The following is a 17,142-nucleotide window of genomic DNA, read 5'->3' on the forward strand; positions in this document are numbered from 1 at the left end:
TTGTCCCCGAGCACGCGATGCCGTGCTTTGCTGGCGAGCAGGCGCGCCGCGTTCGGCGATCGGTCCAGGATCGTGGCGATCTCGTCGAACGGCACCTCGAACAGGTCGTGCAGCACGAATGCGACCCGTTCGGCCGGGGCCAGCCGGCGTAGCAGCACCAGCACCGCGCGTTCCACTTCCTCGCCGAGTACGACCTGATCCTCCGGGCCGCCGGCCGCCGTGACCGCCGGAATGGATTCGGGCACAACGCTTCCCAGCGGGTACTCCCGCCGCACCTCCCGGGTCCGCAGTGCGTCCAGGCAGATTCGCGACAGCGTTGTGGTGAGCCAGCCGTCGAGATTGCGAATCTCATCGATCTCGGTGCGGCTCAACCGCACCCACGTCTCCTGCACCGCGTCCTCGGCCTCCCCGGACGCGCCGAGCATGCGGAACGCGAGGGCGATCAGCCGGGTGCGCCGCCGCTCGAAACGTTGCGCCGGGGAACCCGAATCACACGGCGAATTCGAATCACGCGGGGAACCCGAATCACGCGGCGAATCCGCGTCAGCCGGGGGACCCGAATTGCGGTCGGACATACTTCGCGCCTGCCGAACGTCACAGTGTCATGACTACCTCGACCATCCTCACACGAACCGTGCCCGACCGCGCCGCCGTCTACCTGTACTGGACCGCGACCGTCCTGGTCGTCGCCGAACTGGCCGTCGGCGGCCTGTGGGACGTCACCCGCATCGCCCTCGTCCGCGACGTCACCGTCGCTCTCGGCTATCCGACCTATTTCCTCGTCATCCTGGGCGTCTGGAAGCTGCTCGGCGCTCTCGCCCTGCTGGTCCCGCGGTTTCCCCTGGTCAAGGAATGGGCTTATGCGGGAGCGTTCTTCGTCTACACCGGAGCCATCGCCTCCCACGCGACCACCGGTCGCGCACTGCACGAGATCCCGATCCTGCTCGTGATGGCGTTGCTGACCGCCGCCTCCTGGGCGCTGCGTCCCGCCGACCGCCGGACACCGGAACCACTCCGTGGCAACTGACCGGCAACCTCGATTGTCCGGTTTCGGATACAGTGCGAAGGTGGCCTTCGGCCATGCTCGGTCTCGAGGATGCGAACGGAGAGATCATGGGTCGCAATTCGGTCGCCAAGCAGCTGGTCGACGCTCTCGTCGCCGCCGGGGTCCAGCGGGTGTACGGCCTGTTCGGGGATAGTTTGAACCCCTTCACCGACGCCCTGCGCCGGACCGAGGGCCTCGAATGGGTGCACTGCCACAACGAGGAGAGCGCCGCCTTCGCCGCCGGCGCGGAATCGCTGCTCACCGGGAAGCTGGCGGTCTGCGCGGCCAGCTGCGGGCCCGGCAACACCCATCTGATCCAAGGCCTGTTCGACGCGCACCGCAATGGCGCCTCGGTGCTGGCTATCGCCTCGCACATCCCCTGCCGCGATATCGGCACCGGGTTCTTCCAGGAAACCCACCCCGAGCGACTGTTCGTGGAATGCAGTCATTTCTGCGAAATGATCAGCACCCCCGAGCAGATGCCGCGCCTGGCCTATATCGCCATGCAGACCGCGCTCGGCCGCCGCGGCGTCTCGGTACTGGTCATGCCCGGCGACATTCTCAGCGCCGATGCCGAAAACCGCAGCTGGCATTCGGATCTGGTGACCGGCACCGCCACCGCCGTCCCGCCCGCCGACCAGGTGGACCGCCTTGCCGAGGCCATCAACGACGCCGACACCGTGACGTTGTTCGCGGGCGCGGGTGTCCGCGGCGCCCACGACCGGGTCATGGCCCTGGCCGAGCGCGTGCACGCCCCGATCGGCCACGCTCTGGGCGGCAAGGAATGGATCCAGTTCGACAATCCCTACGACGTCGGCATGAACGGCCTGCTCGGGTACGGCGCGGCCTACGAGGCCACGCACGAGGCGGATCTGCTGGTCCTGCTCGGCACCGACTTCCCCTACGACACGTTCCTGCCGCAGGACAGCCGCATCGCCCAGATCGACCGCGACCCCGCGCGCATCGGCCGGCACGCCGCCATCGATATCGCCGTCCACGGCGACGTCGCCGCCACCGTCGACGCGATACTGCCGCTGCTGCACCAGAAGCCGAGCCGCGCCTTCCTCGACGACATGCTGCGCCGACACGCCGCCGCCCTCGAAGATGTGGTCGACGCCTACACCCACGACATCGACCACCACACGCCCATCCACCCCGAATACGTGGCCGCGCTGATCGACGAATTGGCCGACGACGACGCGGTCTTCACCGTCGACACCGGCATGTGCAACGTCTGGGCGGCCCGCTATCTCAGCCCCAACGGTCGCCGTCGCATTCTCGGTTCCTGGCGACACGGCACCATGGCCAACGCGCTGCCGCATGCCATCGGCGCGCAGTCGGCCTGCCCTGGGCGGCAGGTGATCTCGCTGTCGGGCGACGGCGGACTGGCCATGCTCATGGGTGAACTGCTCACCGTGTGGCGGCATCGGCTGCCGGTGAAGATCGTGGTGTTCAACAATTCGTCGCTCGGCATGGTCAAACTCGAGATGCTCGTCGACGGCCTGCCCGACTACGGCACCGACCAGGAGCCGGTGAACTACGCCGATATCGCTGCGGGCGTGGGCATTCCGTCGATGCGGATCACCGATCCGGCCGAGGTGCGGGCCGGGCTGACCAAGGCGTTCGAGGCGCCCGGCCCGATGCTGGTCGACGTGGTCACCGACGCCAACGCCCTGTCGCTGCCACCCAAGATCGACGCCTCGCAGGTGAAGGGTTTCGCGCTGGCGGCGGGCAAGATCGTGCTGGCCGGCGGGGTGGGCCGCATGATCGATATGGCCCGCAGCAACCTGCGCAATATCCCGCGTCCCTGACCCCGGCGGCAACCTCCGGGCAGCCGCCGGGAAAAATCGGGGTATGGCTGTTCGACCGATCCTCATCGCCGGTGACCCCCGGCTGTCCACCCCGGCCGTGCCGGTCACCGAATTCGACGCCGAGCTGGCCGCTTTCGTCGAGGACCTGTTCGAGACCAACACCGCCGCCCGCGGCGCGGGCCTGGCCGCCAACCAGATCGGCGATCCGCGTGCGGTTTTCGTCTACGACCTGGTGAATGCCGAAGGCCGCCAGCGCGGTTACGTCGTCAACCCGGTTCTCGAGACCTCCGAGATCCCCGAAACCATGCCCGACCCGGACGACGACACCGAGGGCTGCCTGTCGGTGCCGGGGGAGTGGTTTCCCACCGGCCGCGCCGACTGGGCCAAGGTCACCGGCGTCGACATCCACAATCAGCCGATCTCCGCCGAAGGCACCGGCTACCTGGCCCGCTGCCTGCAACACGAGACCGACCACCTGCACGGCCACCTCTACCTCGACCGCCTCATCGGCCGCAATCAGCGCGCCGCCAAGAAGATGATCAAGGCCAACGGCTGGACCGAGCCCGGCCGCTCCTGGCTCCCCGGCCAGGACAAGGACCCCTTCCACGACTAGGTCATAGGGTCGCGCGACCAGGGCGAACCGTCCTCAGCGCGCGACGGATTCGCGCGCGGGGATGGCCGCGGCGGTCAGCTCCACCGAGCGCACGCGATCCTCGATCCGCAGGGCCTGATGCACCGTGATCAACTCGTCGGCGCCCACCTCGGCGGCGAAATCCTCCAGGTAGGCAACGACTTCTGCGGACGTGCCCGCAGCGGTGTAGGTGGTCATCTTCGCCAGATGCTGACCGTTGGGGGAGGCCAGGAACGCGTCGATCTCCTCATCGGAGAAGTCCATGTCCTTGGTCCCGCGCTGGATGAACCGCCGCGTGCGCTCGCGGTAGGAGACGACCTTCTGCTGCTCGGCCACCTCGTGATCGTCGGCGGCGAAGACGTTCACGCCCGCGATCACATACGGCTCGGCCAGCTGCCGCGACGGCTGGAATCGATCCCGGTATTCGCGGACCGCCTGATGCAGCGCGTCCGGCGCGAAGTGCGACGCGAACGCGTACGGCAGCCCCAGATGCGCGGCCAGCTGCGCCCCGAACAGCGACGACCCCAGAATGTAGAGCGGCACAACGCCTTCCGCGCGCGGCACCGCCTTCACCCCCGGAATCACCGAGTTACCGGTCAGATACCCCTGCAACTCGAGGACATCCTGCGGGAAGGCGTCGGCCGAGGTGTGGTCGCGCCGCAGCGCCCGCATGGTCTCCTGGCTGCTGCCCGGCGCACGACCCAGCCCCAGGTCGATGCGTCCCGGATACAGCGACTCCAACGTCCCGAACTGTTCGGCGATCACCAGCGGCGAGTGATTGGGCAGCATGATCCCGCCCGCCCCCAGCCGAATCGAGTTCGTGTGCCCGGCCACGTACCCGATCAGCACGCTCGTCGCACTGGACGCGATCGACCCCATATTGTGGTGCTCGGCATACCAAACCCGTTCGTACCCACTGCGTTCCGCCGCCTGCGCCAGCTCGACACTGTTGTGGAAGCTCTCGCGCGCGGTCTGCCCGGGCACGATGGTGGCGAGATCGAGGATGGACAGTGCGACGGGCATGCTGGCACCGGCTTTCGTGAATCGGCGGTCATGGTCTCCTGGGTGCGAACCCCGCACACCCACCTACCTTGATAATTCGCCGAACGTCGAACTTATGCCCGAGAGCCGAATTTTCCGCTTTGTCGCGGATATATCGTGGTCCAGCTCACACCCGATTCGAAAGTCCCAGGTCGCGGAGATCAGGTCAGGAGACCCTTACTGGATCGGGGGATGGAATTCCGTCACACTTGTGTTGTGAAAACCGTGGGTTTGCGGAACTCGGAACAAACCGGGCACCAGTCAGAGGGTGCCCGGACTGTTGTCGTGTCCGGACCGGCGGGCGAGGGGCACACTCGGGAAGCTGTCGTGAAACTGCTGCTGGAGGAGGGACCGATCACCGCGACCGCCATCGGCGAGCGGCTCGGACTCAGCCCCGCGGGCGTGCGCCGGCATCTGGATGCGCTCATCGAATCCGGTGAGGCGCGGGCCACGCGGTCCGCGCGCTGGCAGCAGAAGGGGCGCGGCCGTCCGGCCAAGCAGTTCCAGCTGACGGCCACCGGTCGCGGTCGATTGGGCCACGCCTACGATGACCTCGCCGGGGCCGCCATGCGGCAGCTGCGGGAGATCGGCGGCGATCAGGCCATCACCGATTTCGCGCGCAAGCGGGTCGCGGCCATCGTGGCCGGGGTCGGCGGACTCACCGGGCACACCCCGGCCGAGACCGAGGCCAAGGCGGAGGAGATCGCGGAAGCGTTCACCGACGCCGGATTCGCGGCCTCGACCCGGAAAGTCGGTGCGGGCGTCCAGATCTGCCAGCATCACTGCCCGGTTTCGCATGTCGCCGAGGAATTTCCGGAGCTGTGCGCGGCCGAGCTCGAAGCCTTCCGGGAGATTCTCGGAACCCATGTGCAGCGCCTGGCGACCATCGCCAACGGCGACTGCGCCTGCACCACCCACGTCCCACTTGCACAACCCCTCGTTGCCCAGCCCGCAACGACTTCTACACACGACTCCGGAAGGAGTGCCGAATGACGACGACCACCGACCAGGTGCAGCCGCTGACCCAGGAAGAGACCATCGCGTCCCTGGGTAAGTACGGGTACGGCTGGGCCGACAAGGATGTCGCCGGTGCCAGTGCCAAGCGCGGTCTGTCCGAGGAGGTCGTGCGCGACATCTCGGCCAAGAAGAGCGAGCCCGAGTGGATGCTCGACTTCCGCCTCAAGGCGCTGCGCATCTTCGACAAGAAGCCCATGCCGAACTGGGGCTCCAACCTCGAGGGCATCGACTTCGACAACATCAAGTACTTCGTGCGCTCGAGCGAGAAGCAGGCCGCGTCCTGGGAAGAGCTGCCCGAGGACATCAAGAACACCTACGACAAGCTGGGCATCCCGGAGGCGGAGAAGCAGCGTCTCGTCGCCGGTGTCGCCGCCCAGTACGAGTCCGAGGTCGTCTACCACTCCATCCGTGAGGACCTGGAGAAGCAGGGCGTCATCTTCCTCGACACCGACACCGGTCTCAAGGAGCACCCGGAGCTGTTCCAGCGGTACTTCGGTTCGGTGATCCCGTCGGGTGACAACAAGTTCTCCGCGCTGAATTCGGCGGTGTGGTCGGGTGGTTCGTTCATCTACGTGCCGCCGGGCGTGCACGTGGACATCCCGCTGCAGGCGTACTTCCGCATCAACACCGAGAACATGGGTCAGTTCGAGCGGACGCTGATCATCGTCGACGAGGACGCCTACGTCCACTACGTCGAGGGTTGTACCGCGCCGATCTACTCCTCGGATTCGCTGCACTCCGCGGTGGTCGAGATCATCGTGAAGAAGGGCGGCCGCTGCCGCTACACCACGATCCAGAACTGGTCGAACAACGTCTACAACCTGGTGACCAAGCGCGCCAAGGCCGAGGCGGGCGCGACCATGGAGTGGGTCGACGGCAATATCGGCTCCAAGGTCACCATGAAGTACCCGGCCGTGTGGATGACCGGTGAGCACGCCAAGGGCGAGGTGCTCTCCATCGCGTTCGCCGGTGAGGGCCAGCACCAGGACACCGGCGCGAAGATGCTGCACCTGGCGCCGCACACCTCCTCGAACATCATCTCCAAGTCGGTGGCGCGCGGCGGTGGCCGGGCCTCCTACCGCGGTCTGGTGCAGGTCAACAAGGGTGCCTACGGTTCCAAGTCGACCGTGAAATGCGATGCGCTGCTGGTGGATACGATCAGCCGCTCCGACACCTACCCGTATGTCGACATCCGCGAGGACGACGTGACCATGGGCCACGAGGCGACCGTCTCGAAGGTGTCCGAGGACCAGCTGTTCTACCTGATGTCCCGCGGTCTCACCGAGGACGAGGCCATGGCGATGGTGGTGCGCGGCTTCGTGGAGCCGATCGCCAAGGAGCTCCCGATGGAGTACGCCCTGGAGCTGAACCGCCTGATCGAACTGCAGATGGAAGGAGCCGTCGGCTGATGGCCGTCGAGAACGTTGCCGAAGCCGCTGAGGCTCGTACCCCCGCTCTGAACAAGGGCGAGGTGTTCGCTTCTTTCGATGTGAACGCCTTCGAGATCCCCTCGGGTCGTGACGAGGCGTGGCGCTTCACTCCGATGCGTCGCCTGAACGGCCTGCACGACGGCACCGCCGTGCGGGACGGGCAGGCGACCGTCGAGGTCACCGCGCCCGCCGGCGTCACCGCCGAGACCGTGGACCGCACCGACGCCCGCCTGGGCGAGGGCGGCACCCCCACCGATCGTGTTGCCGCGCAGGCGTACTCGGGTTTCGAGCAGGCCACCGTGATCACGGTCGGCGCGGAAACCGAAGTGGCCGAACCGACTACGGTTACCATCACCGGTCCGGGCGTGGGCAAGACCGCCTACGGCCACGTCCAGGTCCGCCTGGGCAACTTCGCGCGCGCCACCCTGGTCATCGACCAGCGCGGCAGCGGAACCTACGCCGAGAACGTGGAATTCATCCTCGGTGACAGCGCCGCGCTGAACGTGATCGTGGTGCAGGACTGGGCCGATGACGCCGTGCACGTCACCGCGCACCACGCCAAGCTGGGCCGCGACGCGCTGCTGCGCCACACCAACGTCACCCTCGGCGGCGATGTGGTGCGCCTGACCGGCAATGTCCGCTACGCGGGCCCCGGCGGCGACGCCGAACTGCTGGGCGTGTACTTCGCCGACGACGGCCAGTTCTTCGAGCAGCGGCTGCTGGTCGATCACTCGCAGCCCAACTGCAAGTCCAATGTGCAGTACAAGGGTGCGCTGCAAGGTGATCCGACCTCCAGCAAGCCGGACGCGCACACCGTGTGGGTCGGCGATGTGCTGATCCGCGCCGCGGCCGAGGGCACCGAGACCTACGAGGTCAACCGCAACCTGGTGCTCACCGACGGCGCGCGCGCCGACTCGGTGCCGAACCTGGAGATCGAGACCGGCGAGATCGTCGGCGCCGGGCACGCCGCCGCCACCGGTCGTTTCGACGACGAGCAGCTGTTCTACCTGCGTTCGCGCGGCATTCCGGAGGAGGTCGCCCGCCGTCTGGTGGTGCGCGGCTTCTTCTTCGAGATCCTGCAGAAGATCACCGTCCCCGAGGTCCGGGAGCGGCTCGAGGCGGCCATCGAGGCCGAGCTCGCCGCTGTCGGAGTCTGACCGAACTTCCCCATCCCGCAAAGGAATCCGAAATCCGATGACCACCCTGGAAATCAAGGACCTGCACGTCGAGGTCGCCAACCCGGACGAGACCGGCGAGCCCATCAAGATCCTCAAGGGCGTGAACCTGACCATCAAGTCGGGCGAGACGCACGCGATCATGGGCCCCAACGGTTCCGGCAAGTCGACCCTGTCGTACGCCATCGCCGGGCACCCCAAGTACACCGTCACCCAGGGCACCATCACCCTCGACGGTGAGGACGTGCTGGAGATGTCGGTCGACGAGCGTGCGCGGGCCGGGCTGTTCCTGGCGATGCAGTACCCGGTCGAGGTTCCGGGTGTCTCGGTTTCCAACTTCCTGCGCACCGCCGCCACCGCCATCCGCGGCGAGGCGCCCAAGCTGCGCACCTGGGTGAAGGAAGTCAAGGAGTCGATGTCGGAGCTGGAGATCGATCCGGCCTTCGGTGAGCGCTCGGTCAACGAGGGCTTCTCCGGCGGTGAGAAGAAGCGCCAGGAGATCCTGCAGCTGAGCCTGCTCAAGCCGAAGATCGCCATCCTCGACGAGACCGACTCCGGCCTCGATGTCGACGCGCTGCGGATTGTTTCCGAGGGCGTCAACCGTTACAAGGAGCGGGAGACCGGCGGCATCCTGCTGATCACCCACTACACCCGCATCCTGCGCTACATCCAGCCCGACTTCGTCCACGTGTTCGTGAACGGCAAGATCGTCGCCGAGGGCGGCCCCGAACTTGCCGAGGAACTGGACGCGAACGGCTATGTGCGCTTCACCTCAGCTGCTGTAGGAGCCTAGATGACAAGCACCGTGGGGACTCTCGACGTCGCTCGGATCCGGGCGGACTTCCCGATCCTGAGCCGGACCGTGCGCGACGGAAAACCGTTGGCGTACTTGGATTCCGGTGCGACGGCGCAACGTCCTCTCCAGGTGCTCGACGCCGAGCGGAACTTCCTGCTCGAACACAACGCGGCCGTGCATCGCAGCGCGCACCAGCTCGCCGAGGAGGCCAACGAGGCCTACGAGGCGGCGCGCGCGGCGATCGCGGCGTTCGTCGGGGTGGGCGCGGACGAGATCGTGTACACCAAGAACGCGACCGAGTCGCTGAATCTGGTGGCGAACGCCTTCTCCGACAGCCGATTCCCGTATCGCGTCGGGCCCGGGGACGAGATCGTCATCACCGAGCTCGAGCATCACGCGAATCTCGTGCCGTGGCAGGAATTGGCGCGGCGCACGGGTGCGACCCTGAAGTGGTACGGGATCACCGACGACGGGCGCATCGACCTGGATTCGCTCGAATTGTCCTCGGCCACCAAGGTTGTCGCGTTCACCCATCAGTCCAATGTGACCGGTGCGGTCGCGGATGTCGCCGAATTGGTGCGCCGCGCAAAGGAAGTCGGCGCGCTGGTGGTGCTGGATGCCTGCCAGTCGGTGCCGCACATGCCGGTGGACTTCAAGGAGCTGGGCGTCGACTTCGCCGCCTTCTCCGGGCACAAGATGCTGGGCCCCTCCGGAATCGGCGTGCTGTACGGCCGCCGCGCGCTGCTCGAGGACACCCCGCCGTTCATCACCGGCGGCTCCATGATCGAGACCGTGTACATGGATCATTCGACGTTCGCCGCGCCGCCGCAGCGGTTCGAGGCGGGTTCGATGATGATCTCGCAGGCCATCGGCCTGGGTGCGGCGGTCGCGTATCTGAGTAACATCGGTATGGAAGCCGTTGCGGCGCATGAACACACGCTCGTCGGCGCGGCCCTCGACGGTCTCGGAGCGATCGAGGGCGTGCGCATCATCGGCCCGACCGAGACCGTGAATCGCGGTGGCGCGGTGTCGTTCGTGGTGGACGGCATTCACGCCCACGACGTCGGCCAGATCCTCGACGATCAGGGCGTCGCCATCCGCGTCGGCCACCACTGCGCGTGGCCGCTGCACCGGTACTTCGGTGTCGCCGCGACCGCGCGCGCCTCGTTCGCGGTGTACAACACCCTCGACGAGGTCGATCAGCTGGTCGCCGCGGTGCGGAAGGCCCAGAGCTTCTTCGGAGTTGCATAGACCATGCGCATGGAGCAGATGTACCAGGAAGTCATCCTGGACCACTACAAGCACCCGCACCATCGAGGGCTGCGCGAGCCCTTCGGCGCGGAAGTGCACCACGTCAACCCGACCTGCGGTGACGAGGTGACGCTGCGCGTGCACATCGACGACAACGGCGATGTGCAAGACGTGTCCTACGACGGGCAGGGCTGCTCGATCAGCCAGGCCTCCACCTCGGTGCTCACCGATCAGGTCATCGGCCTGCCGGTGCAGCAGGCGCTGAAGGTGGTCGAGGCGTTCGACGAAATGATCACCTCGCGCGGCACCCTCGAGGGCGACGAGGACGTCATCGGCGACGGCATCGCCTTCGCCGGCGTGTCGAAATACCCCGCCCGCGTGAAGTGCGCGCTGCTGGGCTGGATGGCGTTCAAGGACGCCGTCGTGCGGATAGCCTCGGCGGAGGAAGCCAAGAAGACCATGGGCAACGGGGAGTAGAGATGAGCGAAACCGAGCAGCAGGCCGTCGACGCGGCCCCCGTCGAACTGACGCCCGAGGAGCTGCAGCACCTCGACGACATGGAAGAGGCGATGCGCGACGTCGTCGACCCCGAACTCGGCATCAACGTCGTCGACCTGGGCCTGGTCTACGGCATGAAATTCGAGGACGGCATCGCCAAACTCGACATGACCCTGACCTCCCCCGCCTGCCCCCTCACCGACGTCATCGAAGACCAGTCCCGCAACGCCCTCGTGCGCTCCGGCTTGGCCGAAGACCTCCAGATCAACTGGGTCTGGATGCCCCCCTGGGGCCCCGACAAGATCACCGACGACGGCCGCGAGCAACTGCGCGCCCTGGGCTTCACCGTCTAACGGCAACATCTTTCACGTAGGGACCGATCCGAAACGGTTCGGTCCCTACGTGTTTCAGTGAGCGGGATTCGAAGACCACACTGGCCCAGCGGATCTCATTCGACGCATCCAATACTGGGTCGTTGCAGGGGTGCTACGTTGTGCCGGGGACGACTGAGAGATTCGAGTATGAGCTTGCTGGGTGGGGTGTTCGGGCTCTCGAGGGAGAAGTTCGCCGGACAGGCACTGGCCACGGTGCGAGCGGCGGCGGGGGTGGTCGACGCGGAGTTCGTCGAGGACCACTACAGCATCGTTTTCGACCATGTCACAGGGGAGTCGGCGCAAACAGCCTGGTGATCGCCGGTGAGTCCAGTGTGGCCGATTGGCCCACACTGCTCGACGCCGTCGAGGAGATCTACAGTGCCGCCGAATACCCGCTGTCGCCACGCCCGTACACCATGGACGAGCGTGGCGATCTGGTGCCGTACGAGCTGCCGCGAGACGCCCAGGGGTGGGACGAATTGCGTTATGCGGACCGCATTCTCGCGAGCTCGGTGTACGAGGAGCAGGCCGAATCGGTCGCCGAGCAGTGCGTCGACGGCGATCCGGTCGTTCACCTCGCGCAGTTGACGCATGTCGCCCTGCCCGACGGCGGCATCCGATCGCTGGCGCACTGGACCGATGGCGTCGAAACACTGCTGCCGAAGGCTGATCTGGTGTGTCTGGAACGCCGGGAATTCGCCGTGACCGAGTGGTACGACGCCGAGGTCGAGGACTCGGTCATCGTGGCCTGGGAGCTACTCGACGAATCCATCGGACTTGCGGCGGCCGCCGGGTTCGATCCGCCCCGATACCGCGTGGGTTCGAACCATCCTCCGGCCGAGGTGCTTTCCGCCCTGCGTGCCGCCGAGATCGTGACCGCCGGTTCAGCGGGCGAGCTCGGTGTCTATGGGGTAGCGGCTGTCGAGGTCGGTGCGGTCGTTGTAGAAGAAGTTGAGGACGAGGTCGTCGGCTATTCGGAATAGTTCGTCGCGGCCTTCCAGTGCGCCGATCCAGTCCATGGGGAGGGCGTTCAGGCCGTAGGTGGCGCCGAGGAGGTTGCCGGCGACCGCGCCGGTGGAGTCGGAGTCGCCGGAGTGGTTGACGGCCAACAGGAATGCGCCGCGGACGTCGCCGGTGCGGTAGGTGTGCAGCGCGCAGTAGACGGCGATGGCGAGGCAGGTTTCGGCGGTCCAGCCCGCGCCGATCAGCTCCAGGCGTTCGGGTGTCGCCTCGCCGAGCTGGGCGATGGCGAGGGCGGAGGACAGGGCGGTCACGGTTTCCGCGCTCGAGGGCATCGGTGCGATGCGAGCGATGGTGCTCTGCACCGCGATCGGCAGTTCCACGCCGGCGAGCACCTGGTCGATCAGGACCGCGAACGCTCCCGCGGACAGGTATGCGGTGGGATGGCCGTGGGTCAATTGCGCGCAGCGCATCGCGGCATGGAATGCGCGATCCGGGCCGAAATTGGCCAGGCCGAAGGGTGCGGACCGCATGACGGTCCCGCAGCCTTTGGAATTCGGATTCACCGGTCCGGGCTTTCCGAACTCGCCCGCCGGCACGAATTCCTCGGCCTGTCTGCGCAATCCGGTCATGCACGCATTGCCCGGCGCTCGCATCGCATACAGGAACTGTTGGCGCGCAAGCCATCCGTCCGCTTCGGGGCCCGGCCCGTTCTGCTGCTGCGTGTCACGCCACCTCAGGTACGCCCGGCGCAGGACTGGCGCGGTGTCCCCGCCCGCCGGGGTCCGCAACAAGCCCTCGGCCGTGAACATGGTCATCTGCGTGTCATCGGTGATCGGCTGCGGAGCCCCGGCGATCGGCCCCGGCAAGAACCCGGTGACTCCGGCCTCCCCGTGCCGTTCGCGGATCTGTTTCAACGTCAGGAACTCGATCGGCCACCCGAGCGCATCGCCCACCGCCCCACCCAGCATCGCCCCGCGAACCCGATCGAAAACTCTCTCGTGACCCTCCACCACCCCACCCTATGGGGTGACCGGGACCGGGACGGAACCGATAACCGCGCCGGCGCTCGGTCCCACCGGCTCCCGACCCGGCTACCGTGGCAGGGGATCGTGGACGACCCGAGTCCACGGCACGCCGCGAAGACGGAGGGGCCCATGGCATTGCGTACCGAGTTCACCGAACTGATGGGGATCACCCATCCCATCGTGTCCGCGCCCATGGGCGGAGTCGCCGGTGGAGCGCTGGCCGCGGCGGTGTCGGAGGGCGGCGGGCTCGGACTGGTGGGCGGCAGTCGCGCCGACACCGAGTGGGTGGAGCGCGAGCTGCGCATCGTCACCGAGCGGACCGAGAAACCCTGGGGCATCGGCTTTCTGGCGTGGGGCGCCGGATTGGAGGCGGTGGAGCGGGCACTGGCGTTCGGACCGCGGGCGGTGCTGGTTGGGTTCGGGGACCCGCGACCGATCGCGGAACTGGTCCGGGCCGCCGGGGCCGCGCTGATCGTCATGGTGACCGATATGGCAGAAGCCGAACAGGCCATGGCCGTCGGCGCGGATGTGATTGTGGCGCAGGGGACCGAGAGCGGCGGGCACGGGGCGCGCCAGGGTCGCTCGACGCTGACGTTCGTGCCGGCGGTGGTGGATCGCGCGGGCGCGACACCGGTGCTGGCGGCGGGCGGCATCGCCGATGGGCGCGGGCTGGCCGCGGTCTTGACCCTCGGGGCGGCCGGTGCGCTGGTGGGCACTCGATTCCAGGCCAGCCTCGAAGCCCTGGCGGATCCGTACACCGCGAAGGCCGTCCTCGAGGCGCACGGCGAGGACACCGAACGCAGCGCGCTGCTGGATATCGTGCGGGATTCGGACTGGCCGTCCCGCTACACCGCGCGCACGCTGACCCATCCGATTCTGGATCGCTGGCGTGGACGCGACGACGAACTGGCCCGCGACAGCGCCGCCAAACAGGAGTACCTGCGGGCGGTCGACAGCGGTGAGCTGCCGCAGACGGTGTGGGCAAGCGAGGCAGTCGATCTCATCGGTAGCCTGGAACCCGCGGCCGATCTGGTCGCGACCCTCGCCGCCGACGCCGAGACGGCATTGCGGCGCGCCACCGGCCGGTGAGCCCGGCGCGCGTCACGGCCGGTCGTGCCCGGGATCAGCGCGTGTCTGCCCGTAGGATTCCCCGGTGACCTACGACGACTTCGACGGTTTCGAGCACCTCGACACCACCACATTGCCGGAGCGGCAGCAGCGGATTCTGTGCACGATTCGCGATTGGGTGCAGCGGCACGGATATTCGCCGAGCACTCGCGAAATCGGCGACGCCGTCGGATTGAAGTCTGGTTCGTCCGTTTCGCGGCATTTGAAGGAGCTCGAGGACCGCGGATTCCTCAGGCGCAGTGAATCGGTCACCCGGCCGATGGATGTGCGGCTGTTCCTGAAGCCATCGGGACCGCAGCGCCAAGGCGACGAAAACTCCGTGCCGGTGCCCGTGGTCGGCGATATCGCGGCCGGCACCCCGATCCTCGCCGAGGAGCACACCGACGACGTGCTGTCGCTGCCGCGCGAACTGGTCGGCCGCGGCACCGTCTTCGGCCTGCGGGTTCGCGGTGACTCCATGGTCGACGCCGCCATCTGCGACGGCGACATCGTGGTGGTGCGCAAACAGCAGGAAGCCCACACCGGTGAGATCGTGGCCGCCATGATCGACGGCGAGGCCACGGTCAAGGTCTACAAGCGCGCGGGCGGCCACGTCTACCTGGAACCACGCAATCCGGCGTATCCGGTGATCGATGGCGATCGCGCCCAGGTGCTGGGTAAGGTCGTCTCGGTCATGCGGCGAGTCTGAGCGTCTGGCATGATGACGCCCGTTATCACCTTCCATCCCCGGGGAGTATCGAATGTCGTTGCTGCGCAAGGCCGGTATCGGTCTCGCTGTCACGTCGATGGCCGCGATGGGCACCGTGGCCGCCGGATCCGCCAATGCGGCGGACAGCGAACCGGTCTTCACCGCTACCTCCGGTGACCTCTACGGCGCGCTCGCGCTGTCCAAGAGCACCGGAAATGTCGCATATGCCGTGAACTACGGCAGCTGGGACGGCGCGGACGGCGCCGCGGTGGAGAAGTGCGGTGGCGGCGACTGTGCCGTCGTCGTGCACTTCGCCAATGCGTGCGGCGCCGTCGCTCAGGGCGCCGACACCCGTTTCGGCTGGGCCTGGGCCCCTTCCAAGGTGGAGGCCGAATCGGCCGCCATCAACGTGCTCGGCAAGAGCGCCCCCGGATTCCCGGACACGGGTTCTTCTTCGCCGCGCCAGGCCAAGGTCATTCTGTCGGCTTGCACCGACAACGCCAGCTGAAGCACCCGCAATGCCTCAGCGCCGCACCGGATTCGTCCGGTGCGGCGCTGTTTTGTTTGCCAGACTCCGTTTCCCAGCAACACGCCCGACCGGACGGGGATGATTTGCCGGTGGACGACATCACCTACGAGGACACCCGGTTCGCCCTGCACGCCGCGGCCGAACTGCTGATCGCCGGTCCGCAGTACCGCCGCTTCGGCAGTATCCGCATGCGCATCGTGCTGGGCGGCTTCGCCGGGATGAAATGGCCGGTGTCGGTGACCGGCACCGATCTGGTGTGGCCGCAGGGTCGTATCCGCCTCGACGGCAGCTACAGTGACCTCGCGAAGGCCGCCGGTTTCGAGGCCGACGCCCCGCCCGCCGGGCTCTACTCCGACGGCACCCGCATGGACCCGGATGAACCGTTCACCCTCGATGCCGCGGCGGCCACCAGGGTGCACGATTGGTTCGCGGTGGGGGACACGGCGTTACGCCGGTTCGGCAATGAGCAGCCGGTGCTGTGGCCTGAGCATTTCGATCTGTCGGTCGCCGTGGACGAAGTGAATTACGGTGTGTCACCGGGAGATTGGGACCATCCTGCGCCGTATGCGTATGTCGGGCCGTGGACGCGTCGGCAGGGTGAGTTCTGGAACGCGCCGTTCGGTGCCATGCGGCCACGGTCCGAGGTGGCGACCGTGGAGGGGCTGCTGGAGTTCTTCCGCGAGGGTAAGGCCCGTGCGGCGCAGGATAATTGAGGCGAGCTGCCGGTGGTGTGACCCGCGGGGCTACGGTAGTCGAGCCCGCAGGACGTCGCCGTTCTCGGTGCCGACGATCAGCGAGTGGTCGTCGTGCGGGTCCACCGCGACCGAGGTCAGCGGTTCGGATGACGCCATGGTGCAGCTGGTGTGCGTGAGCGGGTCGGCGCGCACCAATTGCCCGCTGCCCGTGGCGATGTAGAGCAGGCCGTCGGCGCCGACGGTCAGATCATCGGGTAGCAGCGGCGGGGTGAGCGGTGCGGCCGCGAGCTCCACGGCGACGGATGTGCGTGCGGGATCGGCGATGGGCACGGCGAGGACGCGGGCGGACGGACTTTCGAGCAGGGTGACGTACAGGGTGTCGCCGACGGCGACGATGCCGTCGGCGCCGAGACCTTGAGCCGCCAGCGCATGGCCGGCTCGCTCGGTCCACGCGGTGTCGACGGTGCCGTCGCGACGGATCCGCTCGACGGTGTCGGCGCTGGTATCGGCGACGTAGAGATTGCCGTCGCCGTCGAAGGCCGCGCCGTTCGCCTGACCCAGCCCGGATACGAAGACCTCGGGGTTCGGCTCGGCGGCCGCCGGATCGAACTGGAGCACGCCGCCCTGTCCGGCGCCCAGGGGCGAATTCCCGAACGTCACGTACATCAGGCCGTCGGGTCCGAGCCGGATCGCGCCCGGACTCGTCACCGCCACCTTGGCCGTGAGGTTGCCGTCGCGGTCGTAGCGCTCGACGGCATTGCCGAAGACTCGCGCGACCCAGAGGCCGCCGCTCGCGTCGAAGCCGAGGTTCTCCGACCAGTCGAGCAGCGGTGTGCGGGTGGGTGAGCCGATCGCGAGCGTGGCCGGCGAGCAGGCGACCGTTGCGGCAGGGGGAGTTTCGGGTTTGTCCGCAGCCGCGGGACCGGACAGGGCCGTCGCGAGGGCCAGCAGCGCTGCGAGACCGGCGGTGCCACTGTGCCATCTGGGTGTATTCGATTGCGGGGCAGCGGTTTCCGGTCTCGGATCCGGCATCGTGGTGTTCCCT

At 67.5% G+C, this 17,142-nt stretch carries 19 protein-coding genes and 1 pseudogene; 16 read left to right on the forward strand and 4 right to left on the reverse strand.

Annotation, left to right across the window (positions count from 1 at the left end):
* Positions 1-74 precede the first annotated feature (74 nt).
* A pseudogene (locus D7D52_RS39120) lies at positions 75-575 on the reverse strand (sigma-70 family RNA polymerase sigma factor); the annotation flags it as partial.
* Positions 576-604: 29 nt separating this feature from the next.
* Between D7D52_RS39120 and D7D52_RS12440 the strand changes: the two are divergent.
* The 3 genes from D7D52_RS12440 to D7D52_RS12450 all read left to right on the forward strand — a co-directional run bounded on the left by D7D52_RS12440 (position 605) and on the right by D7D52_RS12450 (position 3,469).
* Positions 605-1,027: a DoxX family protein gene (locus D7D52_RS12440; RefSeq protein WP_120736457.1), complete on the forward strand. Its 423-nt coding sequence runs from the start codon at positions 605-607 to the stop codon at positions 1,025-1,027.
* A gap of 86 nt (positions 1,028-1,113) precedes the next feature.
* Positions 1,114-2,856 carry a pyruvate dehydrogenase gene (locus D7D52_RS12445; protein WP_120744048.1) on the forward strand — a complete coding sequence of 581 codons (1,743 nt, stop codon included), beginning with the start codon at positions 1,114-1,116 and terminating at the stop codon, positions 2,854-2,856.
* Positions 2,857-2,899: 43 nt separating this feature from the next.
* The gene (locus D7D52_RS12450) at positions 2,900-3,469 is read left to right on the forward strand and encodes a peptide deformylase (protein WP_120736458.1); all 570 of its coding nucleotides are present in this window, start codon (positions 2,900-2,902) and stop codon (positions 3,467-3,469) included.
* A gap of 33 nt (positions 3,470-3,502) precedes the next feature.
* Here the strand turns inward: D7D52_RS12450 and D7D52_RS12455 are convergent, their stop codons facing one another.
* Positions 3,503-4,510 carry an LLM class flavin-dependent oxidoreductase gene (locus tag D7D52_RS12455; protein WP_120736459.1) on the reverse strand — a complete coding sequence of 336 codons (1,008 nt, stop codon included), beginning with the start codon at positions 4,508-4,510 and terminating at the stop codon, positions 3,503-3,505.
* A 210-nt stretch (positions 4,511-4,720) separates the two neighbouring features.
* Here D7D52_RS12455 and D7D52_RS12460 point away from each other — a divergent pair, with 210 nt between their 5' ends.
* The 9 genes from D7D52_RS12460 to D7D52_RS12495 all read left to right on the forward strand — a co-directional run bounded on the left by D7D52_RS12460 (position 4,721) and on the right by D7D52_RS12495 (position 12,052).
* Entirely contained in the window at positions 4,721-5,521 is an 801-nt protein-coding gene (locus D7D52_RS12460) for a helix-turn-helix transcriptional regulator (protein WP_120736460.1), read from the forward strand.
* Positions 5,518-6,954 carry a Fe-S cluster assembly protein SufB gene (gene sufB / locus D7D52_RS12465; RefSeq protein ID WP_120736461.1) on the forward strand — a complete coding sequence of 479 codons (1,437 nt, stop codon included), beginning with the start codon at positions 5,518-5,520 and terminating at the stop codon, positions 6,952-6,954. The genes D7D52_RS12460 and sufB overlap by 4 nt, the downstream gene beginning before the upstream one ends.
* Positions 6,954-8,132 carry a Fe-S cluster assembly protein SufD gene (gene sufD, locus D7D52_RS12470; RefSeq protein WP_120736462.1) on the forward strand — a complete coding sequence of 393 codons (1,179 nt, stop codon included), beginning with the start codon at positions 6,954-6,956 and terminating at the stop codon, positions 8,130-8,132. The genes sufB and sufD overlap by 1 nt, the downstream gene beginning before the upstream one ends.
* Positions 8,133-8,169: 37 nt before the next feature.
* Entirely contained in the window at positions 8,170-8,943 is a 774-nt protein-coding gene (gene sufC / locus D7D52_RS12475) for a Fe-S cluster assembly ATPase SufC (RefSeq protein ID WP_120736463.1), read from the forward strand.
* Positions 8,944-10,197 carry a cysteine desulfurase gene (locus D7D52_RS12480; RefSeq protein ID WP_120736464.1) on the forward strand — a complete coding sequence of 418 codons (1,254 nt, stop codon included), beginning with the start codon at positions 8,944-8,946 and terminating at the stop codon, positions 10,195-10,197.
* A gap of 3 nt (positions 10,198-10,200) precedes the next feature.
* A complete protein-coding gene (sufU, locus tag D7D52_RS12485) occupies positions 10,201-10,674 on the forward strand; it encodes a Fe-S cluster assembly sulfur transfer protein SufU (RefSeq protein WP_120736465.1) in 474 nt (157 codons plus the stop codon).
* 2 nt (positions 10,675-10,676) lie between these two features.
* On the forward strand, positions 10,677-11,048 hold the full coding sequence (locus tag D7D52_RS12490; protein WP_120736466.1) for a metal-sulfur cluster assembly factor: 372 nt from the start codon (positions 10,677-10,679) through the stop codon (positions 11,046-11,048).
* 168 nt (positions 11,049-11,216) lie between these two features.
* Positions 11,217-11,384 carry a hypothetical protein gene (locus D7D52_RS37730; protein ID WP_162958292.1) on the forward strand — a complete coding sequence of 56 codons (168 nt, stop codon included), beginning with the start codon at positions 11,217-11,219 and terminating at the stop codon, positions 11,382-11,384.
* A gap of 17 nt (positions 11,385-11,401) precedes the next feature.
* Positions 11,402-12,052 carry a hypothetical protein gene (locus D7D52_RS12495; protein ID WP_162958293.1) on the forward strand — a complete coding sequence of 217 codons (651 nt, stop codon included), beginning with the start codon at positions 11,402-11,404 and terminating at the stop codon, positions 12,050-12,052.
* Here D7D52_RS12495 and D7D52_RS12500 read toward each other — a convergent pair.
* Positions 11,954-13,000: an ADP-ribosylglycohydrolase family protein gene (locus tag D7D52_RS12500; RefSeq protein ID WP_120736468.1), complete on the reverse strand. Its 1,047-nt coding sequence runs from the start codon at positions 12,998-13,000 to the stop codon at positions 11,954-11,956. The two genes, D7D52_RS12495 and D7D52_RS12500, sit on opposite strands and share 99 nt — an antisense overlap.
* Positions 13,001-13,186: 186 nt before the next feature.
* On the opposite strand from D7D52_RS12500, the gene D7D52_RS12505 reads away from it, so the two are divergent.
* From D7D52_RS12505 to D7D52_RS12520, 4 genes are all read left to right on the forward strand, one after another.
* Positions 13,187-14,146, forward strand: coding sequence for an NAD(P)H-dependent flavin oxidoreductase (locus D7D52_RS12505; protein WP_120736469.1), 960 nt, complete (start codon positions 13,187-13,189; stop codon positions 14,144-14,146).
* Positions 14,147-14,210: 64 nt separating this feature from the next.
* On the forward strand, positions 14,211-14,873 hold the full coding sequence (gene lexA, locus D7D52_RS12510; RefSeq protein WP_120736470.1) for a transcriptional repressor LexA: 663 nt from the start codon (positions 14,211-14,213) through the stop codon (positions 14,871-14,873).
* A 52-nt stretch (positions 14,874-14,925) separates the two neighbouring features.
* Entirely contained in the window at positions 14,926-15,381 is a 456-nt protein-coding gene (locus D7D52_RS12515; RefSeq protein WP_120736471.1) for a DUF4189 domain-containing protein, read from the forward strand.
* The gene (locus D7D52_RS12520) at positions 15,360-16,115 is read left to right on the forward strand and encodes a hypothetical protein (protein WP_246023838.1); all 756 of its coding nucleotides are present in this window, start codon (positions 15,360-15,362) and stop codon (positions 16,113-16,115) included. The genes D7D52_RS12515 and D7D52_RS12520 overlap by 22 nt, the downstream gene beginning before the upstream one ends.
* A 30-nt stretch (positions 16,116-16,145) precedes the next feature.
* Here D7D52_RS12520 and D7D52_RS12525 read toward each other — a convergent pair whose 3' ends face one another.
* Entirely contained in the window at positions 16,146-17,129 is a 984-nt protein-coding gene (locus D7D52_RS12525; protein WP_120736473.1) for an SMP-30/gluconolactonase/LRE family protein, read from the reverse strand.
* Positions 17,130-17,142 lie beyond the last annotated feature (13 nt).

The sequence above is a fragment of the Nocardia yunnanensis genome (assembly GCF_003626895.1).
Classification (GTDB): Bacteria; Actinomycetota; Actinomycetes; order Mycobacteriales; family Mycobacteriaceae; genus Nocardia; species Nocardia yunnanensis.

Excerpts from the sequence above, each read along its gene's own strand:
- D7D52_RS12460 (WP_120736460.1), top strand. The coding sequence starts at position 4,721 with ATGGAATTCCGTCACACTTGTGTTGTGAAAACCGTGGGTTTGCGGAAC.
- D7D52_RS12445 (WP_120744048.1), top strand. The coding sequence starts at position 1,114 with ATGGGTCGCAATTCGGTCGCCAAGCAGCTGGTCGACGCTCTCGTCGCC.
- D7D52_RS37730 (WP_162958292.1), top strand. The coding sequence starts at position 11,217 with ATGAGCTTGCTGGGTGGGGTGTTCGGGCTCTCGAGGGAGAAGTTCGCC.
- D7D52_RS12490 (WP_120736466.1), top strand. The coding sequence starts at position 10,677 with ATGAGCGAAACCGAGCAGCAGGCCGTCGACGCGGCCCCCGTCGAACTG.
- sufD (WP_120736462.1), top strand. The coding sequence starts at position 6,954 with ATGGCCGTCGAGAACGTTGCCGAAGCCGCTGAGGCTCGTACCCCCGCT.
- D7D52_RS12505 (WP_120736469.1), top strand. The coding sequence starts at position 13,187 with ATGGCATTGCGTACCGAGTTCACCGAACTGATGGGGATCACCCATCCC.
- D7D52_RS12455 (WP_120736459.1), bottom strand. The coding sequence starts at position 4,510 with ATGCCCGTCGCACTGTCCATCCTCGATCTCGCCACCATCGTGCCCGGG.
- D7D52_RS12515 (WP_120736471.1), top strand. The coding sequence starts at position 14,926 with ATGTCGTTGCTGCGCAAGGCCGGTATCGGTCTCGCTGTCACGTCGATG.
- D7D52_RS12500 (WP_120736468.1), bottom strand. The coding sequence starts at position 13,000 with ATGCTGGGTGGGGCGGTGGGCGATGCGCTCGGGTGGCCGATCGAGTTC.
- D7D52_RS12450 (WP_120736458.1), top strand. The coding sequence starts at position 2,900 with ATGGCTGTTCGACCGATCCTCATCGCCGGTGACCCCCGGCTGTCCACC.
- D7D52_RS12525 (WP_120736473.1), bottom strand. The coding sequence starts at position 17,129 with ATGCCGGATCCGAGACCGGAAACCGCTGCCCCGCAATCGAATACACCC.
- D7D52_RS12440 (WP_120736457.1), top strand. The coding sequence starts at position 605 with ATGACTACCTCGACCATCCTCACACGAACCGTGCCCGACCGCGCCGCC.
- D7D52_RS12480 (WP_120736464.1), top strand. The coding sequence starts at position 8,944 with ATGACAAGCACCGTGGGGACTCTCGACGTCGCTCGGATCCGGGCGGAC.
- sufB (WP_120736461.1), top strand. The coding sequence starts at position 5,518 with ATGACGACGACCACCGACCAGGTGCAGCCGCTGACCCAGGAAGAGACC.
- sufU (WP_120736465.1), top strand. The coding sequence starts at position 10,201 with ATGCGCATGGAGCAGATGTACCAGGAAGTCATCCTGGACCACTACAAG.
- sufC (WP_120736463.1), top strand. The coding sequence starts at position 8,170 with ATGACCACCCTGGAAATCAAGGACCTGCACGTCGAGGTCGCCAACCCG.